The sequence below is a fragment of the Flaviramulus aquimarinus genome (assembly GCF_039543205.1).
Classification (GTDB): Bacteria; Bacteroidota; Bacteroidia; order Flavobacteriales; family Flavobacteriaceae; genus Flaviramulus_B; species Flaviramulus_B aquimarinus.
The window spans coordinates 273,565-292,759 of sequence record NZ_BAABJH010000001.1 but is presented as its reverse complement, the minus strand read 5'-3'; the positions used below and the strand labels follow the sequence as shown (position 1 = coordinate 292,759).

Genomic DNA, 19,195 nt, shown 5'->3' with positions numbered 1-19,195 from the left:
AAATGACAAAAAACAACAATTTTGACTTTTTAAGATTTTTATTTGCCATTTTTGTTGTCATATCGCATGCATATCCCTTATCAGGAGATCATGAATCATCACAATGGATTTATAAAATTACAGACGGACAAATTGTATTGGCCAGATTTGGTTTAGACGGTTTTTTTATTATTAGTGGGTTTTTTATCTTTCAGAGTTTACAACGCAGTAATACATTATTAAGCTATTATAAAAAACGCTTTTTAAGGCTTTTCCCGGCGTTATTTATAGTTTTAGTAATATCAACCTTGTTATTGCCAGCTGTATATCGAGGCGTAACCCCTATTTTAGAAAACCCTCAAGTCTATTCATATTTACCTAACAATCTGTCTTTATATAACTTTCAAGCCGTTATAAAAGGTGTTTTTGATGATAACCCTTACCATTCAATAAATGGGTCCTTATGGACCATACGTTATGAATTTTCACTCTATATCGCCCTGTCTTTGTTGTACTTTTTTAAAGAAAATGAAATAGTAAAAAAAGCTTTAATCCTTATGTGTTTTATATGCTTCATCGTGCTTTATGATTTTTTTCTAAGCAGATTTGCTGGATCTTCTGTTTTTGGTATGATAGGGTATGAAATATTGGACTTAGGAACTTTTTTTGTTTGCGGTAGCTTATTGGCTGCTTTTAAATTTGAAAAACACATTCAAAAATGGATGCTACCCTTAGCGATTTTATTAGTTATTATTTCAATAAAATATGACTTTTATAGTGTTTCAAAACATTTTTTATTACCTATTATTATATTAATTATAGGTTTTACACAGCTACCTTTTTTTAGTACTTTTGGTAAAATAGGAGATATGTCTTATGGGATTTATATTTATAGCTTTCCTATACAACAAGCACTGGTATATTTTTATAAATTAAATGTCTATGAACTCATGTTTTGGTCTTTAATCATATCCATTGCATTTGGATATTTATCATGGCATTTAGTAGAAAAAAGAGCTTTGAAGTATAAAAACATTTCAATTTTTAAATAATCAGCCCTACAAAACATTAAAAAATACGTTTTTGAGAATAACCATAACATTAACATACCGAGATAGAGACTTGAGCATTGTAAAAAAGTGCTTAGATTCGTTAAAAGTTCAAACTTTAAACGATTTTAAGGTCATTTTGGTTGATTATGGAAGTCTAGTTGAGTATGCTGAGGCTATAGAAATTCTCGCCAAAAAGTATTCTTTTATTGAATTCATTTCATGTCCAGTTCAAGGGCAACTTTGGAATAAAAGCAGAGCGATTAATATTGCTTTAAAACAATGTCAAACACCCTATTTTTTGGTAGGCGATATCGATTTAATTTTCCATCCAGATTTTGTTAAAACGGCCAATGCGCTAGCCTCGGAAAACATTGTCTATTTTAAATATAGTTTTTTGTCAAAAGAAGAATCTTTGAAAGATAAAAACTTTACCGATTATGAAATCGATTTTGTTGGAGGAGAAGCCATTACGGGAACCACATTATTTCCAACCAATAGCCTTAAAAAAGTAAATGGTTATGACGAATTTTATCATGGTTGGGGCGCAGAAGATACCGATATTCATAGGCGTTTAAAGACCTCTGGTTTGGCTGTAAATTTTTATGACCAGGATATATTAGTAAAACACCAATGGCACCCCAAAGCCTATAGAAGTAAAAATAGCACGAGTCCATTTCATTCAAATTTAGAACGCGTAAATCACAATTACATGGAGCTAACCATAAATAATAAATCGGTTTTGGCTAATACCAATACAAATTGGGGCATACTTCCTTTTAAAGACGATTACATAAAGCTTTTACAGAAACCAGATTCAGAAATTAATGTTCAGCCTATAGATTTTCATTTCTCGGCATTGTTAGCACAATTAAAAAACTTCAATAAACAAGTTGTAAAAATTCAAATCAGTCAAGTAAATTCTAAGGATAAACTATTTCAAAATGTAAAAAAGTACTTGAAAAAGAAACATTTTAAGTATTTAAAACTAGAAACCGTAAACAACCTTTTGTTAGAAGAAATAATTAAAAACTATAGGAACAACCCTTATACTTATAGTTTTAATAGAAAAGCAGGTAGTATTAACCTCATAATATATTTTAAGTAATGAAGATATTATTGGTCTCCATGCCTTCATTACACTTTTTTAGATGGGCGGAACAACTTGAAAGTTCTGGACATGATGTCTATTGGTTTGATATTTTAGATGGAGAACAAACAGAAAGACTACCTTGGGTTAATAAAATAAATGGATGGAAACTAAAATACCCCAATGTAAAAGGGCGCTATTTTATTAAAAGACGATTACCATTTTTATACAAACTATTAAAACCATTCCTTGAAAGACATGTTGAGAAAGAATTTGAAAAAGTACTATTAGAAATAAACCCCGATGTAGTCCATAGTTTTGTACTATACATTTCTTGTACGCCTATTTTGCCCGTAATGGAGAAACATAAAACTATAAGATGGATTTATTCATCATGGGGAAGCGATTTGTATTATTTTAAAAATAAAGCCAAATATTTAATTGATATAAGAAAGGTCTTGCCAAGAGTTGACTACTTATTTACCGATTGCCAAAGAGATGTCGCATTAGCTAAAAAATATGGTTTTAAGGGCATATTATTAGGCGTTTTTCCAGGTGGTGGTGGTTTTAATTATAAACAAACCAATACATTTATTAAACCCGTTTTAGAGCGAAAAACAATCCTGGTTAAAGGGTATCAAGGCCGTTCAGGACGTGCTATAGAGGTTTTAAAAGCCCTTATGAAATTAGAATCAAATCTTAAACCCTATAAAATTATTGTTTTTGGAGCAGATAATGAAGTTGAATCGTATATTAAAACTCAAAATATACACAAGCAGTTACATATAGAAAGCCTGTCCAGAAGGTTGTTTTTACCACATAATGACATTTTGAAACTCATGGGAAGTGCCTTAATTTATATAGGTAATAGTAATTCTGATGGCATGCCAAATACTTTGTTGGAAGCTATAGCACAGGGTGCTTTTCCAATACAATCTAATCCAGGTGGCGCAAGTGCAGAAGTTATTACACATAACAAAAATGGTTTGTTAATTGAAAATTGCAAAAATATAGAACACATACAATCATGTGTTCAAAATGCGTTGAATAATTCAGAATTATTAGAAAATGCATTTAAAATAAACCAAGAAAAAGTAAAGCCAAAGTTTGAAGAATCAGTCATTAAAAAGCAAGTGCTAAAAGCCTATAATAACATTTTATAAAGCAAACCATACCTCAGATGTTTACCCAGCAAAACATAAAAAAAAGCATTCTTGATCTAGAACAAAAATACCCTGTAGATACATGGACTGTTAATAGTATTCATGTTTGGCCTTACATACGCATTAAGCTCTATATACACATGTTGGTTTTAATGAATAAGAAGCCATTAGCTAACAAACTCAATAACAAAAACTTAAAAAATCAAATTAAAGTAATAGCATTCCTCAATAATATATTCCGAGTGTTTAAGGCCTATTTCAGTTTAGCAATTTTCTTTTCAAAATTAAAACAAAAACAAATTGTTTTTTTTGGATCACATATGCATAGGGTTTTTCAAAATGGCGAATATTTTAATAGGTTTTATGATTCCATGGTAGCTTATCATAAGCTACAGGACTTTGTTTACATGGTAGAATATCAAAAAACATATGACACGACCTATAATAAAAAAGCAGTTATACAATTAAGTAAACATTTGAAACATTTTAAATTACTAAGCAAATTCACAAAATGGTTTAGTAAAGAAAAAAACAGGATCAGTTTAAATAATTACGATGCTTTTTATAAAGAATTAAAGGCCATAAACCTTGCTGCAACAGGGGTTTCGGAAACAGAGCTTGTTGCATGGACACAAAGAATAAAAACGACCAATAAGTTTTATGAAAAATTTTATAAAAAAATAAAGCCCTTAAAAGTAGTGTTTTTGGGATACTATGGCTTAGATGACATTTATTCGGCCTTAGTAACCGCTAATAAGCTCCATATAAAAACCATAGATTTTCAACACGGTCCACAAACCAATGTACATCTTGCCTTTTCAAGTTGGAGTAAAGTACCGGAAAATGGGTTCAACACCATGCCAAAAGAATTCTGGAATTGGGACAAGGCCTCAAAAGAAAATATTGATTCTTGGTCAGATAAAATCGCTCAGATAAAATCCAAAGTTGTTGGGCAACCCTATTTAGCTTATTGGATTAATGAAATACAAACAAAAAAAATTAATCGTCAGCATATTTTTTACAGTTTACAAACACACCCATTTGCCATTCAAGATTTGTTAACACCAAAAATAATAACCTTAATAAAAACATTAGATTACACATGGGTATTACGATTGCACCCTAGAAATAATTTAAATATTGATGCGTTACATGAGTTTTTAAAACATCATGAAATCGAAAACAAAACCATTATCCAAGACGCCTTTAATACGCCATTGCCCGAAGCCTTACTTTCCAGTATTTTGCATATAACCAATTATTCAGGATGCTTGATTGAAGCCTACCAATTAGGGATTCCTACATTAATTATAAATGAGGTAGGAAAAGAAATGTTTGGCCAATATATAGGTCATAAGTTGGTACACTATTTGGGTCAAAATGATAAAAATTTTCAAGAACAAGCAGAAAAAATAATAAATAATTCAAAAGGCGAAGATTTAAAAACTAATTATTCAGAAATATTTCATCCATTAAATTAGTTTTCATTTTATGTAATTAGCACTTTTCTATTATTTCAATAGTAAAAACTGTATTTTAGCAATCGCACAATTATTCAATAATAATGAAAAAAATAGGATTCATTCCACTAAGAAAAGGTTCCAAAGGCATTCCTAATAAAAACAAACTTAAAATGGTTGGAAGACCATTGTTTACATGGGTTTTAGGAGAAGCTATTTTTTCTGACCTTGAAACTATTTATGTTTATACAGACGATAAAACTATTATTGAATTTATAAATAAAGAATATCATTGGACTAATAAAGTTAAAGCTTTATTAAGAAGCGAAAAAAGTGCCAGCGATACAGCTTCAACAGAGTTTGCTATGTTGGAGTTTTGCGAAACTATAAACTATGATTTTGATGTGTTTTGTTTACTGCAAGCTACATCTCCTTTTACTAAAAGAGGAGATATAAATACATGTTTGAAAGAGCTGAACGGTGATTATGATTCAGCATTAAGCGTTGTAAATACACACCGATTTTTATGGGATAAGAATGGAAAACCTTTAAATTATAATCCTAAGCAACGGCCTAGGCGTCAGGATTTTGAAGGCCTTTTAATTGAAAACGGTGCTATTTATACCATCACTAAAGCAGCATTACAAAAACATAAAAACCGACTTGGTAATAAGATTGCTGTAGTTAAAATGGCTGAAGATTCTTTACTAGAAATAGATACAGAATCAGATTGGATAGCCGTTGAAAATCTACTTATAGAACGTCAAAAAAGAGAAAAGAAATCAGAAAAAATAACACACTTAGTTTTAGATGTTGATGGTGTTTTTACCAATGGCACAATAACTTATACTCAAGATGGTGAGCATACCAAAAATTTTGATATGCGAGATGGTATGGGGCTTGAAATTTTAAGACAGTTTAATATTGAAGTAATGATTATGACTTCTGAAGACTCACAATTGGTTGCAAAACGAATGCAAAAATTAAAAATTGAACAGGTGTTTCTGGGTGTAAAAGATAAATACACATTGCTTAACAAGATTGTGAAGGATAAAAATATGTCTTTAAGTCATGTTGCTTATGTTGGCGATGATGTTAACGACTTAACAAATATTTGCAGTGTGGGATGGTCTTTAGCTCCAAATAACGCAACAGATGTTGTAAAACAAAATGCCGATGTGGTACTTTCTAAAAATTCAGGAGCAGGTGCTATTCGTGAAGCATGTCAATTTATAATGAATTATAATAAAAGATTTTAATCCTCCCAAAACCTAATGAATACATATAAAAAACCTTATATAATAGCCGAAATTGGCTGTAATCATAAAGGCGATTTAGAGATTGCTAAAGAACTCATTAAAGTTGCAAAAATATTTTGTAATGTAGATGCAGTAAAGTTTCAAAAAAGAAATAATAAAGAACTATTAACAGAAGAACAATACAATAAACCGCACCCTAATCCAGTAAACTCTTATGGCGATACCTATGGTGCACACCGTGAATATTTAGAGTTTGATGTCAATCAACATAAAGTATTAAAAACGTATTGTGAGGAAATTGGCATTACCTATTCAACATCAGTTTGGGATTTAACTTCAGCAAAAGAAATAACATCTTTAAACCCAGAATTTGTTAAAATTCCATCCGCATGCAATAATAATATTGAGATGTTAGAGTGGTTATGTGATAATTATCATGGCGAATTGCATATCTCAACTGGAATGACTACTAAGGCGGAAATTGATAATTTGGTAAGTCTTTTTAAAAGAAAAAAAAGGAATAAAGATTTAGTGCTTTATAATTGTACATCAGGATATCCCGTTCCTTTTGAAGATGTATGTCTATTAGATATTAATTTGTTGATAGAAAAATACAAGAACGATGTTAAACATATTGGCTTTTCTGGCCATCATTTAGGAATAGCAGTCGATGTTGCGGCGTATACGTTAGGCAGTAATATTATAGAAAGGCATTATACAATTGATCGTACATGGAAAGGGACAGACCATGCCGCATCGTTAGAACCTATGGGCTTGCGCAAATTATCAAGAGATGTAAATGCTGTTTATAAAGCTTTACAATATAAGAAACAAGACATATTACCGATAGAACAAATACAACGCGATAAGTTGAAAAACCAAAAAGTATAAAAATGTTCTCATCTAATAAAATTAGATTGTTTTGGTGGAATGAAATCAAGCTTCAAGGAAAGGTTAAAGAAAACTATGGCGATTTACTGGGTAAATATTTAGTTGAGAAAATCTCCCATAAAAAAGTAACTTGGACCAAACCAGGAAGATTTTCACTCTCTAATTTTTTCAGTCCTATTTACGTTACCGTAGGAAGTATTCTAACACATGTTAATGAAAAATGTGTGGTTTGGGGAAGTGGTATAATATCAAAAAAATATACTATTAAAAAAGCTGATTTTTTGGCTGTTAGAGGTCCGCAAACCAGAATTTTTTTAACGAATTTGGGGTATGATGTCCCTAAAGTATATGGTGATCCAGCAATGCTATTGCCAAAATATTATAACCCAGAAATACAAAAAAAATATAAGATAGGTATCGTACCACACTATAATGATTTTAAAAAAGTGAAAGGCTTTTATGAGAATGAAACTTCTATTTTACTCATAGATTTAATGACCAATAGCATTGAAGAAACTACCAATCAGTTTTTAAAATGCGAAAAAATTGTATCATCATCATTACATGGTATTATCGTATCACATGCCTATGGGATACCTGCCGTATGGCAAAAATTTTCAGATGATGTTTTTGGTGACGATATAAAATATCAGGATTATTTTGAATCGGTTGAAATACCAAATTATAAGTCAGAAAAAGCAGGTGGAAAGATGAATATGACTGAATTAGATAACCTTTTTACCCAAATAAGTCTTCCTAAACAAGGTGTCATAGATCAATTATGTATAGGTCTAATGGAAGTATGCCCATTTAAATATTAGTTTGAAAATGAAACAAAACATATTCGTTTTTTTTCCAGATGGTGTAGGCCTAAGAAACTTTGCCTTTACGGATTTTAAGAACATTGGCGAAAAAATGGGCTTTGATATTACATATTGGAACAATACTATTTTTTCATTAAAAGATAATCTAGGGTTTAATGAAGTTACTATAGAAGACCACTCTAGTCATTCATTATTGCCAATATATTCAAGAGCTAGAAAACGGGCAGAATTAAATGTGTCGAGAGATAAATTTAAAGATGATGTGTACCCAACTTATAAATTTCCATTCAATTATAAAGGTTTAAAAAACATATTTAAAAGTTTGTTTACAAGATGGTTAATAGGTTTGTATTCTTCAGAAAAAGGCATTGTAAAACTTAGGAAAAAGATTAATAAACTAGAGCGGTCTACTTCAAAATACAGCTATTGTAAAGCACAATTAGAAGCACACAAGCCAGATTTGGTATTTTGCACAACACAACGAGCCACCCAATCCATTAGTCCGCTTTTAGCAGCCAAAGATTTAGGAATTCCAACTGTAGCTTTTGTATATTCATGGGATAATGTTCCCAAAGCTATGCAAGTGGTAGAAACCGATTATTATTTTGTGTGGAGTGATTTAATGAAACAACAAGTTTTACAATATTATCCATTTGTGAATGAAAACCAAGTGTTTGTAACAGGAACACCGCAGTTTGAACCACACTATGATCAGTCTTTATTACAAACCAGAGCAGATTTTTTTAAGGATTACAATTTAGACGTTAATAAAAAATACATCTGTTTTTCAGGAGATGATGAAACCACATCGCCGTTAGATCAATACTATTTGGAAGATTTAGCAAAAGCCGTTAGAAATTTAAATAGCAAAGGCGAAAATTTAGGGATTATTTATAGAAAATGCCCAGTAGATTTTACTCCAAGATACAACAAGGTTATTGAAGCCAATAAAGATATTATTGAAGTTTTAGACCCCATATGGAGTCAAGTAGGAGAACAATGGAATCAGGTCTTGCCTACACCAGAAGATTTTAGAATGCTTTATAATGTTTGCGAGCATAGTGCGTTTGTAACCAATGTATGTTCATCTACCGTTTTTGATTTTGTAGCCCATAACAAACCGTGTATTTACTATAATTATGAGCAACCACAACTAAAAAAAGGCATTCGAGATATAGGACAAAATTATAAGTATGTACATTTTAGGAGCATGCCAAGTATGGATGCAGCCGTGTTTTGTAAAGATAAAAACGATTTAGAAAGTTTAGTTAAACAAATTTTAGATGGCAAACTATCAAATGTAGAAACATGTAAAGCCTGGTATGAAATTGTAGTTGGAAAAACACCAACACAAGCCTCAGAAACCATCTGGAAGACTATAACGAAGCTGTTAAATGTTAATTCAATGACATGAACGAAAAACAGATAAATATTAGTGTTTTAATATGCAAAGGTATAATCCTTATAAGCGCTTTGTCTTTGCTACGTTCATTAATAATACCTTTAGTTGCCGATGAGTTAACCTATGCTAATATTTCAGAAAATATATTAAGAGGGCAATATTATTTAAAAAATAATCCATCAACAATTGCGCCGGCTATACCGTTTATTTTTGCCTTGTTTAAGTGGTCTTCCTTTCCACTTTTAGGATTAATACTCAATAAATTATTTAATATAACCTTAGTAATTTTGGGTTTTCGTTATCTGTTCAATTTTTTAGTAAAACAAAACCTTAAAGAAAATATTGTTTGGGTAATTTTAGCATTAACAGCTGCAAATACAACATCCGTCGCTTGGTTTTCTACATTATATCCAGAAGCATTAGCCTTTTTCTGCTTTTGGGGATTTATCTTTTATGCCACTGAACTTCCAAAACCTAGTAACCTAATTAAGTTATTACTATTCTCCATTCTCTTAGTATTTACAAGATATGTTTATGCTGTTTTAGGAATAGTTGTTTTAGTTACGTACTACGAATATTTAAAGACCAACTTTAAAAAATATAGAATAGAAATAATAAAATATTCTATCATAGGTTTAATCCCAATATTAATTTGGGGCAAATACATTTTAAATGTTGAAAAAGAAAACCTTTCAGGAATAAGTTATTTCAAGAGATTTGAAATAGAAAACCCAATATTATACAATATAAAATGTGGTTTAGGACTAGAAAAACATTATGAAGTAGATAAAATAAATGGCATTCCAGCCTTTATTTCGCTTTTTGTTCCCATAACAGGAATAAGAAACTACGCCATAAGTGTTATACTTATACTAGCCTTTGTTTTTGGATATATATTAAAGCGTAAAAACTTGGCGCTTAAAAAACTATTTTTATCAATAATACTTATCATGCTAGGCTTTTTATTTGCAGGAACAGGCTTTAGTAGATATTGGCTTATTTTACTTCCAGGTTTTTATCTAGGGTATTATTTTTTATGGAAAAAATTAAATTTAAAAACAAAATGGTTTATTTATTTATCGATAAGTATAGCTCTAATATGTGTTATCAATGAAATTAGGCTAGATATTTTAGTGCTTAATAATTTAAAATAGTTTGAAGATGATTAAGAAATTACTGGTTTATATGCCTGCCCTAAATGAAGAAGAAACCATAAAAGGTGTTTTAAATTCAATACCAAGCATTATAGACGGCTTTACTTCGATAGAATTATTGGTTGTTAACGATGGTAGTGATGATAAAACAGAAGAAGAAGCCAAAAAAGCAGGAGCTACCGTAATTACCCATTTGCAAAATAGAGGCGTAGGTACAGCTTTCCAATCCGCAGTTGATTATGCGCTTAAAACTAAAGCCGATGTTATGGTTAGTATTGATGCAGATGGACAATTTGATATTTCACAAATAGAAACCATGATAAGCCCAATTTTAGAAAAAAAGGCTGATTTTTCAATTGGAAATAGATTTTGGGATACCAAACCTCATAAAATGCCTAAAATTAAATTTATAGGTAACAAACAAATGAGTCGCATTATAAGTTTTATCAGTAAAGTCAAAATCTTTGATGCATCATGTGGATTTAGAGCCTACTCAAGAAATTGTCTTTTAAACCTTAATCTCCAAGGTAGTTTTACATACACACATGAAACCATATTGGATTTATTGCATAAAGGATACAGAGTTTCTCAAATACCAGTAACAGTTAAATATTTTGAAGGTAGAGTTTCAAGAGTGGCCAATAACCTGTTTGTGTATGGATTTCAGACATCTAAAATTATTTTTAAATCCTTTAAAGACTATAGGCCTTTACCCTTTTTTTTAACCATAGCCTTTATTGTTTTTATGTTAGCTTTACTCATGGCAGGTTTTGTTTTTGTTAACTGGTTTAATACAGGTATGGTAACACCTTATAAAAGCTTAGGCTTTATTGCACTGGCTCTTTTTGGAATGTCTCTCCTAATTAGTGTTTTAGCTTTTTTGGCAGACATGTTAAATAGAATAAGGGAAAATCAAGAAAAAATATTATTTCTAACTAAAAAGAAATATTTTGAAGAAGATTGATTATAATAAACTAAAGGCAACACCAGAGGAAGAAAATTTTACTGGAAAGTATGAAGATGAAGGGTTTATAGCTAAATATCTGGTTGATAATTATTTTAAATCTGTAGAAAAATTACTCACAAAGGTAAAAAATGCTAATTCGGCACATGAAATAGGTATAGGAGAAGGTCTAAGTACATCAAGGCTTAAGACAATAATTCCAAATATAAGTGGGTCGGAATTTGTTCCGAATCTTGTTTATAAAGCAAAAAGCAATAATCCTGACTTAAAAATTTTCCAAGAAAGTGTTTATGAACTAGAATATAACGATAATAGTGTTGATTTGGTTTTTCTTTTAGAAGTATTAGAGCATCTGGATTATCCAGAAATAGCATTAACAGAAATAAAAAGAATTTCTAAAGAATACCTGATTTTAGGTGTGCCTAATGAACCATTGTGGCGATTTTTAAATTTATGCAGATTTAAATATGTGCGCGATTTTGGCAATACACCAGGGCATTTAAACCATTGGTCAAAAAGAACATTGGTCAAATTAATAGAAGAAAAATTTGGCAACGTAATAGCAGTAGAATCACCAATTCCATGGACAATCGTATTAGCTAAAAAACATCCAAAAGTTATTTAGTTCATTAAAAAATTATGTCGACAATGAATGTTATTAAAGAATTATTGTCTCAAATAAGTAAAAAACTAGTTTCAAAATATATTCTTATTAGCCTGTTGAGCTATATTTATGTATTTATAAGCCTATATGTATTAGTAGATATTTTTAGTTTTAACAAAAAAATATCATTTATTGTTGTCTATGCTATTGCTTACATTTTATTATATGGCGTTCAGTTAAAATTTTTGTTTTCAAAAAGGCATGATAATTATAAATTGATTAAGTATTGTTGCTCCATTCTTTTCTTTTATATCTGTGCCAATATGTTATATAACTTAGGCTTATATTTGGAAATCAACTATATCGTTTCAACAGCAATAACTATAGTCATATTGATGCCATTACGATTAATTATGTACACTTTTTTTGTTTATAAAGATTAATAACATGTTTTAGTAGCAAACAATTAATAGTTATAAAAAAATAATTTTCTATGCACATAGGTTTTATCACATCAGAATATCCCCACCCTAGAGTAAAGCATGCTGCAGGAATTGCAACGAGCATAAAAAACTTAGCCATGGCTTTGGTTAAAAAAGGCGTTGATGTTACGGTGTTTGTATATCATCAAGATAAATCAGAAGTTCTATGCGATGGCGATATAGAAATTCATTTAATCCAGTCAAAACAATTCAAATTAGCAACTTGGTATTTCTACAGAAAACATATTCAAAAGTATGTGAATAAAGTGGTAAACGATAAAAAGATTAACCTTTTAGAAGCCGCAGATTGGACGGGCGTTACAGCGTTTATGAACTTTAAAATACCTTTAATCATTAGGTTTCATGGCAGCGATGCTTATTTCTGTAAATTAGAAGATAGAAAGCAGAAATTCAAAAATTTCATATTCGAAAAATTAGCCTTAAAAAAAGCAAAGGCCTATGTAGCACCAACGACTTATGCAGGATTAGAAACCCAAAAGATTTTTCAATTAGATAAGCAAAAAATTAAAACCATACATTACGGTTTGCAATTAGAAAATTTTGAAAACAAAACGCCCAAAATCTACAATAAAAACACAATACTCTATATTGGTACAATCATCAGAAAAAAAGGGGTTTTAGAACTAGCAGAAATTTTCAATAAAGTCATAAAAGAAAACCCAAAAGCACAATTAATCCTAATAGGTAACGATTCTCCAGATATAATAACAAAAGGCCGTTCAACCTATCAATTAATGCAAAACATTTTTTCTGACGAAGCAAAAGAACATGTCCGTTATTTAGGAAAAATCCCGTATAACGAAGTGAAAAAACATATTAAAAACGCTCATGTATGTGTCTATCCGTCTTTTGCAGAAACCCTAGGTATGGTAACTATCGAGTCTATGGCCATGCAAAAATCAGTAGTAAATACGTCTATAGGTTGGGCTCAAGAATTGATTGATAATGGTGTTAATGGCTATTTGGTACATCCAACAAATATTGATGGCTATTTTGAAAAAATACTAAAGCTTTTAAATGATGAAAAACTATGTTTACAAATAGGTGAAGCAGCAAGGCAGAAAGTGGAAACGCTTTTTGATATCGATAAAAATGCTGAGATTAATATTGATTATTATAAATCAATTTTAAAAGAATGATTTTATTAGTACATCATAATGAAAAGGTTTTAGAATTAGTTGATTTAGAATTAAATCAGGTAATTAAAAACACCATACAAAATCCGTTAGAAGCGTTATACAACATAGCAAATACTAATACAAGCCGCATATTAATTTGGTGTCATAAATCACAAAAATCAAATTTAAATATAGAAGGGATTAAGCAAGCGTTTCAGCTTAAAAATATGATGATGTCTTATTGTACAAGTCAATATATCCCCGAACAGATAGGCTATGTAGAAGAATCTCCATTTTTAAAAGTAAATAAAAAAGTAAAATATCCAACATGGCTTATGAGCAGTAATGTTGGAGCCATACATGCATCACAATTATTAAAGTTTAAAGGATTAATATCAATTAGAAACACATTTGATTTTTCATTGAATTCTATTGCCAAAATTGGTATGCCAAAAGGGTTGTTTTGTTATTCCGAACCAAGGTTATTAAACAATATTAATGTGAGTCAAGAAAGAAGAGCCACAAATTTTGAACTCTTTAAGTTTGTTAAACACCATTATAAATGGGTTTGGAGTTATTTATTACTAATTAATATGATGATTAATGAACGTAAATTTCCATTTACTTCTTTTTTAAGAACCCTTTTTATTAGAAAAAAGACCCCATCATTAGAATTTGATTTAATACCGTTACAAAAGAATAAAAAAGAACAAGACCTAACAATCGATGTTATTATTCCAACATTAGGGCGAAAAAACTATCTATATAATGTACTATTAGATTTATCAAATCAAACCATACTGCCAAAACAAGTCATTATAGTTGAGCAAAATGATGATAAATCATCCAAATCGGAGTTAGATTTTATAGAAAATAAAACATGGCCTTTTAAAATTACCCATAACTTTATTCATCAAACAGGAGCATGTAATGCTCGAAACCTAGCGTTGCAAAAAGTAACGGCTAATTACGTTTACCTAGCAGATGATGATAATGAGTTTGGGTGCCATTTGCTAGAAAACATAATTAATAAAATGCAATGCTATAATTTTGATGTCATAACTATGAGTTATTTACAGAAAAAAGAAAAAGAAATGCATAAGTCACCATTACAATGGAGTACTTTTGGAGGAGGCAGTAGCGTTGTATCTTCTAAATACTTAAAAAAGATTGCGTTTAATATGGCATTGGAATTTGGTTATGGAGAAGATTCAGATTTTGGCATGCAATTAAGAAATTTAGGCGCAGATGTAATCTATACACCGGATATTAATATATTACATTTAAAAGCACCAATAGGCGGGTTTAGAACAAAATTTTTACACCCTTGGGATGCTGATACCATTCAACCAAAACCATCGCCCACAGTAATGTATTACAGAATTAAAAACACAACAAAAGAACAATTGTTAGGTTATAGAACAAATTTGTTTTTACAGTTTTATAAAAGTCAAGACATTAAAAACCCATTTAAATATTTTAGAAATTATAAAAAACAATGGAAATCGAGTGAGGTTTGGGCAAATACATTAAAAAACAATATTAAAGTATGATTTTTTCTTTAGTTATATGCACCTATATGAGGGAGGGACCACTATTGAAACTTCTACTTTCAGTAAATCAGCAAACCTTGTATCCTGATGAAATACTTATTATTGATGGTTCCAAAAACGATAAAACAAAACAACTATTAGAACAAAATACCTTTAAAAATTTAAGTTATTATAAAGTAGGTGATGCCGATAAAGGTTTAACAAAGCAGCGTAATTTTGGTATAAATTTAGTTTCAAATACATCTAAGATTATCTGTTTTTTAGATGATGATATTGTTTTAACACCAAACTATTTTAAAAACCTCATAGAAACATATACCATTTACCCTGAGGCATTGGCGGTAGGCGGTTATATTATAAACGAAGTTGTTTGGGAAAAAGCCCTGCAAGTTAAAAGCAAGGGCAAGTTTTATTTTGATGAGTGGATGCGTAATGAACCTTCACGTTTTAAATTAAGAGGCAAATTTGGTCTTCTTCCAGATACACCTCCAGGTTTTCTTCCCACTTTTGCACATGGTCGGTCTATAGGTTTTTTACCGCCTTCTGGTAAAACTTATCAAGTAGAACAAATTATGGGTGGCGTTTCAAGCTATAAAAAAGAAGTATTTGACTCTTTATCCTTTTCTACTTTTTTTGAAGGCTACGGGCTTTATGAAGATGCCGATTTTAGTTTGCGACTTGCTAAAACCGGTAAGTTATATGTGAATACATCAGCACAATTACACCACCATCATGATAATTCAGGACGCCCTAATACCTATGAATACGGAAAAATGGTGATTAGAAATGGCTGGTATGTTTGGCATGTAAAATACCCTAAACCCAAATTAAAAGCTAGACTTAAATGGCATGCTACAGCTTTTTTATTAACAATTATTCGATTTAGTAATGTCATTAACAGTACTCAAAAAAAGGACGTGTTAAATGAAAGCTTTGGGCGTGTTATTGGCTGGCTTTCTCTTATATTTAGCAAACCAAAAATTAATTAATGGAAACCATTTTTATATTAAATATACCAAATTTCTATGCCTCCTATTATTTATATGGATTTAATAAGGTGTATAATGTTAAATTTAAAATGGATAAAGCCTTTCTTAAATACAATAACAAACCCATATTAATTTTTAGAGTAAAAAATAAAATCGGTGTTATAAATAATGATGACCCTGTATATTTTGATCAAAACCTTTACGATCAAGTAGATGCTTTTTTTGTAACTAATAAGCTTTTGGATAATAAATTATATCACCAAAAAAAGGTAAAATCATTATTTCCCCATTATCCAATCAATATATTGCCTTTATACTTAATCCTGTTTAATTTTGGGTTAATCAAGTATTTAAAATTTAAAACATTACTTAGAGAAGCTTATATTTTATTAAGACGGCCATCATATAAAGCGTTTAATTTAAAAACAGAGAAAGATAATTTCGTTTTTTTCTCTTCCAGTATTTGGAAAAATGAACCCGAAACCAATAACATTCGAGCAAAATTTATTCGATACTGTAAATCGGATAACCGTTTAGATTTCGAAGGCGGTTTTGTACCGCGATCCGATGGCGATAATTTTAATTTTCAAGCCGAATTAAATCAAGTTAAATATCCACCAAAAGTCTTTTCAAGATTAAGTAAAAAGTCTAAAGTTGTTTTGAATAATGCAGCCGTTTGGGGTGCGGTTAGTTGGCGATTGGCAGAATACCTTAACCAAAGTTTATTTGTATTATCTTTTCCCTTTAAAATAGAACTTCCAGTTCCTTTAAAGCATGAAGAGGATATTTATTGTATTGAGCAAACCAGTCAGTTTCCAGAGGTATTTAATAACATTTTAAATAACCCAGAATATCATAAAAACATAGCAAAAAACGGGAAGGCTTATTTTACAAAGTACTGTACACCAAGCGCACAAGCAAAATATATTGTAAAGGTCTTGTTTGAATAGGTTTAATTTATATTGAAATATATAAAACAATAAATGAAGTTTTTAATTATTACTCATGTTAAACATAAATTAAAAGAAGGACATGTTTTTGCTTATGGCCCATATGTGCGTGAAATGAATATATGGTTAAAATATGTAGATGAAATACATATTGTAGCCCCAAAAGCAAAAGAAAACACCAATGCTATTGATTTAGTTTATGAACATGAAAGCCTAAGTCTTAAAGAAATCCCATCAATTGAGTTTACAAGTTTAAGGAAAGTGTTAGGTGCTGTTTTAAAAATCCCCTTAATTATAATTACTATTTTCAAAGCATGTAGAAAAACCGATCATATACACTTACGTTGCCCAGGAAATATTGGGTTATTAGGCTGTCTAGTACAAATATGTTTTTCAAAAAAAATAAAAACGGCTAAGTACGCTGGAAATTGGGACCCCAAAGCTAGTCAACCATTAAGTTATAGATTTCAAAAAAAGCTATTGGCCAATACCTTTTTAACTAAAAATATGACTGCTTTGATTTATGGCAATTGGCCAAACCAAACTAAAAATATAAAATCATTTTTTACAGCTACATATGCTAATGATGAGAAAGAGCCACTAAAAATTCGTGATTATTCAAAAGCTTTAAAATTTCTTTTTGTTGGAAGTTTAGTTGAAGGGAAACGTCCTTTATTTGCCATTAAAATTATTGAAGCATTATATAAAACAGGTAGAGAAGTTATCTTGGATATTTATGGTGAAGGAAGTTTAAAAAAAGATTTGCAGAAATACATAACCGATAATAATTTAGAATTGGTTATTAAATTATATGGCAATAAAGAGAAATACTTGGTAAAAGAAGCCTTTAAAGGCGCTCATTTTTTAATACTGCCATCAAAATCTGAGGGCTGGCCTAAAGCCATTGCAGAAGCTATGTTTTTTGGAACGATACCAATTTCCACATCAATTTCATGTGTGCCATACATGTTGGGTTTTGGAGAAAGAGGTATATTAATTGAACCAAATTTAAAAGCAGCTATAAGTACTATAGAACAACAATTAAACCGCCCAAAATCATTTAATTTTATGTCAAAAAATGCAGTAGCATGGTCACAAGAATATACTTTAGATACTTTTGAAAACGAGATTGTTAAACTATTAAAAACCTAATGCGCGTATTACAGTTAATAGACTCTTTAGAAACAGGTGGCGCAGAACGTGTTGCCGTAAACATAGCGAATGCATTAGTAGCTGAAATAGAAACATCTTTTCTATGCACTACCAGAAAAGAGGGCCTTTTAAAAGAAAGCCTTTCTGATGATGTTGGATATGTATTCCTTAATAAAATCAAAACAATAGATTTTGGTGCTATAAAAAGACTGAATAGGCTTATTAGAGCTGAAAAAATAAATATTATTCATGCACATTCCTCTTCATTTTTTTTAGCCACAATAATGAAACTACTCAACAACAATGTATCTGTTGTTTGGCATGATCATTATGGAAATAGCGATTATTTAAATGAACGTAAGTTTGGAGTTCTTAAGTTTTGTTCAAAATATTTCAATCATATTTTTAGTGTTAATAGATTATTGGAAGCTTGGGCAGTTCAAAAATTAAAGTTTAATAATGTGTCTTACTTACCAAATTTTGCTAGCGTAGATAAAAAACCAGAGAAAACAATACTGAACGGAATTTCAGGAAAGCGCATTGTGTGTTTAGCTAATTTAAGACCACAAAAGGATCATTTCACACTACTCGAAGCTTTTAAACAAATAGTAAAGATACATCCTGAGTGGACTTTGCATTGTATTGGGAAAGATTTTAATGATGAATATTCCAGAGCAATTGCATCTAAAATAAAAAAGTCAGGTTTAACACAATCCTGTTTTTTGTATGGTAGTAAACCAGATATTTTTAATATTTTAAACCAATGCGAAATAGGGGTGTTATCTTCAAAGTCTGAAGGCTTACCAGTTGCATTGCTAGAATATGGCTTGTCCGGTTTGGCAGTCGTAGCAACAAAAGTAGGCGAGTGTGGTGTTGTAATTACAAATAATCAAAACGGACTTTTGGTTAAACCATCTGATGCAAATAGTTTGTTTGAAGCCATATCCCTATATATTGAAAACGAAACATTGAGAAATAACCATTCAACATCCTATAAAAAAAACATTTTAGAAAATTATTCTGAAAAAACTCAATTACAAACCATTTTAAACATATATTCAAAGCACATTAACTTACAGTGAAAAACTTCA

17 protein-coding genes are annotated in these 19,195 nt (G+C 30.4%); all 17 read left to right on the top strand.

The features are described 5' to 3' along the window. Positions 1-2 precede the first annotated feature (2 nt). A complete protein-coding gene (locus tag ABD941_RS01320; protein ID WP_345272139.1) occupies positions 3-1,031 on the top strand; it encodes an acyltransferase family protein in 1,029 nt (342 codons plus the stop codon). Between the two features lie 31 nt (positions 1,032-1,062). Further along, complete coding sequence (locus ABD941_RS01315) at positions 1,063-2,136, top strand: glycosyltransferase family 2 protein (RefSeq protein WP_345272138.1); 1,074 nt, start codon at positions 1,063-1,065, stop codon at positions 2,134-2,136. Further along, on the top strand, positions 2,136-3,281 hold the full coding sequence (locus tag ABD941_RS01310) for a glycosyltransferase family 4 protein (protein WP_345272136.1): 1,146 nt from the start codon (positions 2,136-2,138) through the stop codon (positions 3,279-3,281). Before ABD941_RS01315 ends, ABD941_RS01310 begins: the two co-directional genes overlap by 1 nt. Positions 3,282-3,298: 17 nt before the next feature. Beyond that, a complete protein-coding gene (locus ABD941_RS01305; protein ID WP_345272135.1) occupies positions 3,299-4,762 on the top strand; it encodes a glycosyltransferase family protein in 1,464 nt (487 codons plus the stop codon). A gap of 83 nt (positions 4,763-4,845) precedes the next feature. Then, the gene (locus tag ABD941_RS01300) at positions 4,846-6,000 is read left to right on the top strand and encodes a cytidylyltransferase domain-containing protein (protein ID WP_345272134.1); all 1,155 of its coding nucleotides are present in this window, start codon (positions 4,846-4,848) and stop codon (positions 5,998-6,000) included. Positions 6,001-6,015: 15 nt separating this feature from the next. Then, positions 6,016-6,891 carry an N-acetylneuraminate synthase family protein gene (locus ABD941_RS01295; protein WP_345272133.1) on the top strand — a complete coding sequence of 292 codons (876 nt, stop codon included), beginning with the start codon at positions 6,016-6,018 and terminating at the stop codon, positions 6,889-6,891. Between the two features lie 2 nt (positions 6,892-6,893). After that, positions 6,894-7,712 carry a polysaccharide pyruvyl transferase family protein gene (locus ABD941_RS01290; RefSeq protein WP_345272131.1) on the top strand — a complete coding sequence of 273 codons (819 nt, stop codon included), beginning with the start codon at positions 6,894-6,896 and terminating at the stop codon, positions 7,710-7,712. Between the two features lie 7 nt (positions 7,713-7,719). Then, positions 7,720-9,129 (top strand): UDP-glycosyltransferase, encoded by a 1,410-nt coding sequence (locus ABD941_RS01285; RefSeq protein WP_345272130.1) that lies wholly within the window; start codon positions 7,720-7,722, stop codon positions 9,127-9,129. Next, complete coding sequence (locus tag ABD941_RS01280; protein WP_345272129.1) at positions 9,126-10,271, top strand: hypothetical protein; 1,146 nt, start codon at positions 9,126-9,128, stop codon at positions 10,269-10,271. The genes ABD941_RS01285 and ABD941_RS01280 overlap by 4 nt, the downstream gene beginning before the upstream one ends. Before the next feature lie 7 nt (positions 10,272-10,278). Then, complete coding sequence (locus ABD941_RS01275; RefSeq protein WP_345272127.1) at positions 10,279-11,235, top strand: glycosyltransferase family 2 protein; 957 nt, start codon at positions 10,279-10,281, stop codon at positions 11,233-11,235. Next, the gene (locus ABD941_RS01270) at positions 11,222-11,860 is read left to right on the top strand and encodes a class I SAM-dependent methyltransferase (protein WP_345272126.1); all 639 of its coding nucleotides are present in this window, start codon (positions 11,222-11,224) and stop codon (positions 11,858-11,860) included. Before ABD941_RS01275 ends, ABD941_RS01270 begins: the two co-directional genes overlap by 14 nt. A 472-nt stretch (positions 11,861-12,332) precedes the next feature. Beyond that, positions 12,333-13,481 carry a glycosyltransferase family 4 protein gene (locus ABD941_RS01265; protein WP_345272125.1) on the top strand — a complete coding sequence of 383 codons (1,149 nt, stop codon included), beginning with the start codon at positions 12,333-12,335 and terminating at the stop codon, positions 13,479-13,481. Beyond that, complete coding sequence (locus tag ABD941_RS01260) at positions 13,478-15,013, top strand: glycosyltransferase family 2 protein (RefSeq protein ID WP_345272123.1); 1,536 nt, start codon at positions 13,478-13,480, stop codon at positions 15,011-15,013. Before ABD941_RS01265 ends, ABD941_RS01260 begins: the two co-directional genes overlap by 4 nt. Beyond that, entirely contained in the window at positions 15,010-16,002 is a 993-nt protein-coding gene (locus ABD941_RS01255) for a glycosyltransferase family 2 protein (protein WP_345272122.1), read from the top strand. The genes ABD941_RS01260 and ABD941_RS01255 overlap by 4 nt, the downstream gene beginning before the upstream one ends. Further along, positions 16,002-16,952 carry a hypothetical protein gene (locus ABD941_RS01250; protein WP_345272121.1) on the top strand — a complete coding sequence of 317 codons (951 nt, stop codon included), beginning with the start codon at positions 16,002-16,004 and terminating at the stop codon, positions 16,950-16,952. Before ABD941_RS01255 ends, ABD941_RS01250 begins: the two co-directional genes overlap by 1 nt. Positions 16,953-16,985: 33 nt before the next feature. After that, positions 16,986-18,104, top strand: coding sequence for a glycosyltransferase family 4 protein (locus tag ABD941_RS01245; RefSeq protein ID WP_345272120.1), 1,119 nt, complete (start codon positions 16,986-16,988; stop codon positions 18,102-18,104). Continuing rightward, positions 18,104-19,186 (top strand): glycosyltransferase, encoded by a 1,083-nt coding sequence (locus ABD941_RS01240; RefSeq protein WP_345272119.1) that lies wholly within the window; start codon positions 18,104-18,106, stop codon positions 19,184-19,186. Before ABD941_RS01245 ends, ABD941_RS01240 begins: the two co-directional genes overlap by 1 nt. Positions 19,187-19,195: the final 9 nt, after the last annotated feature.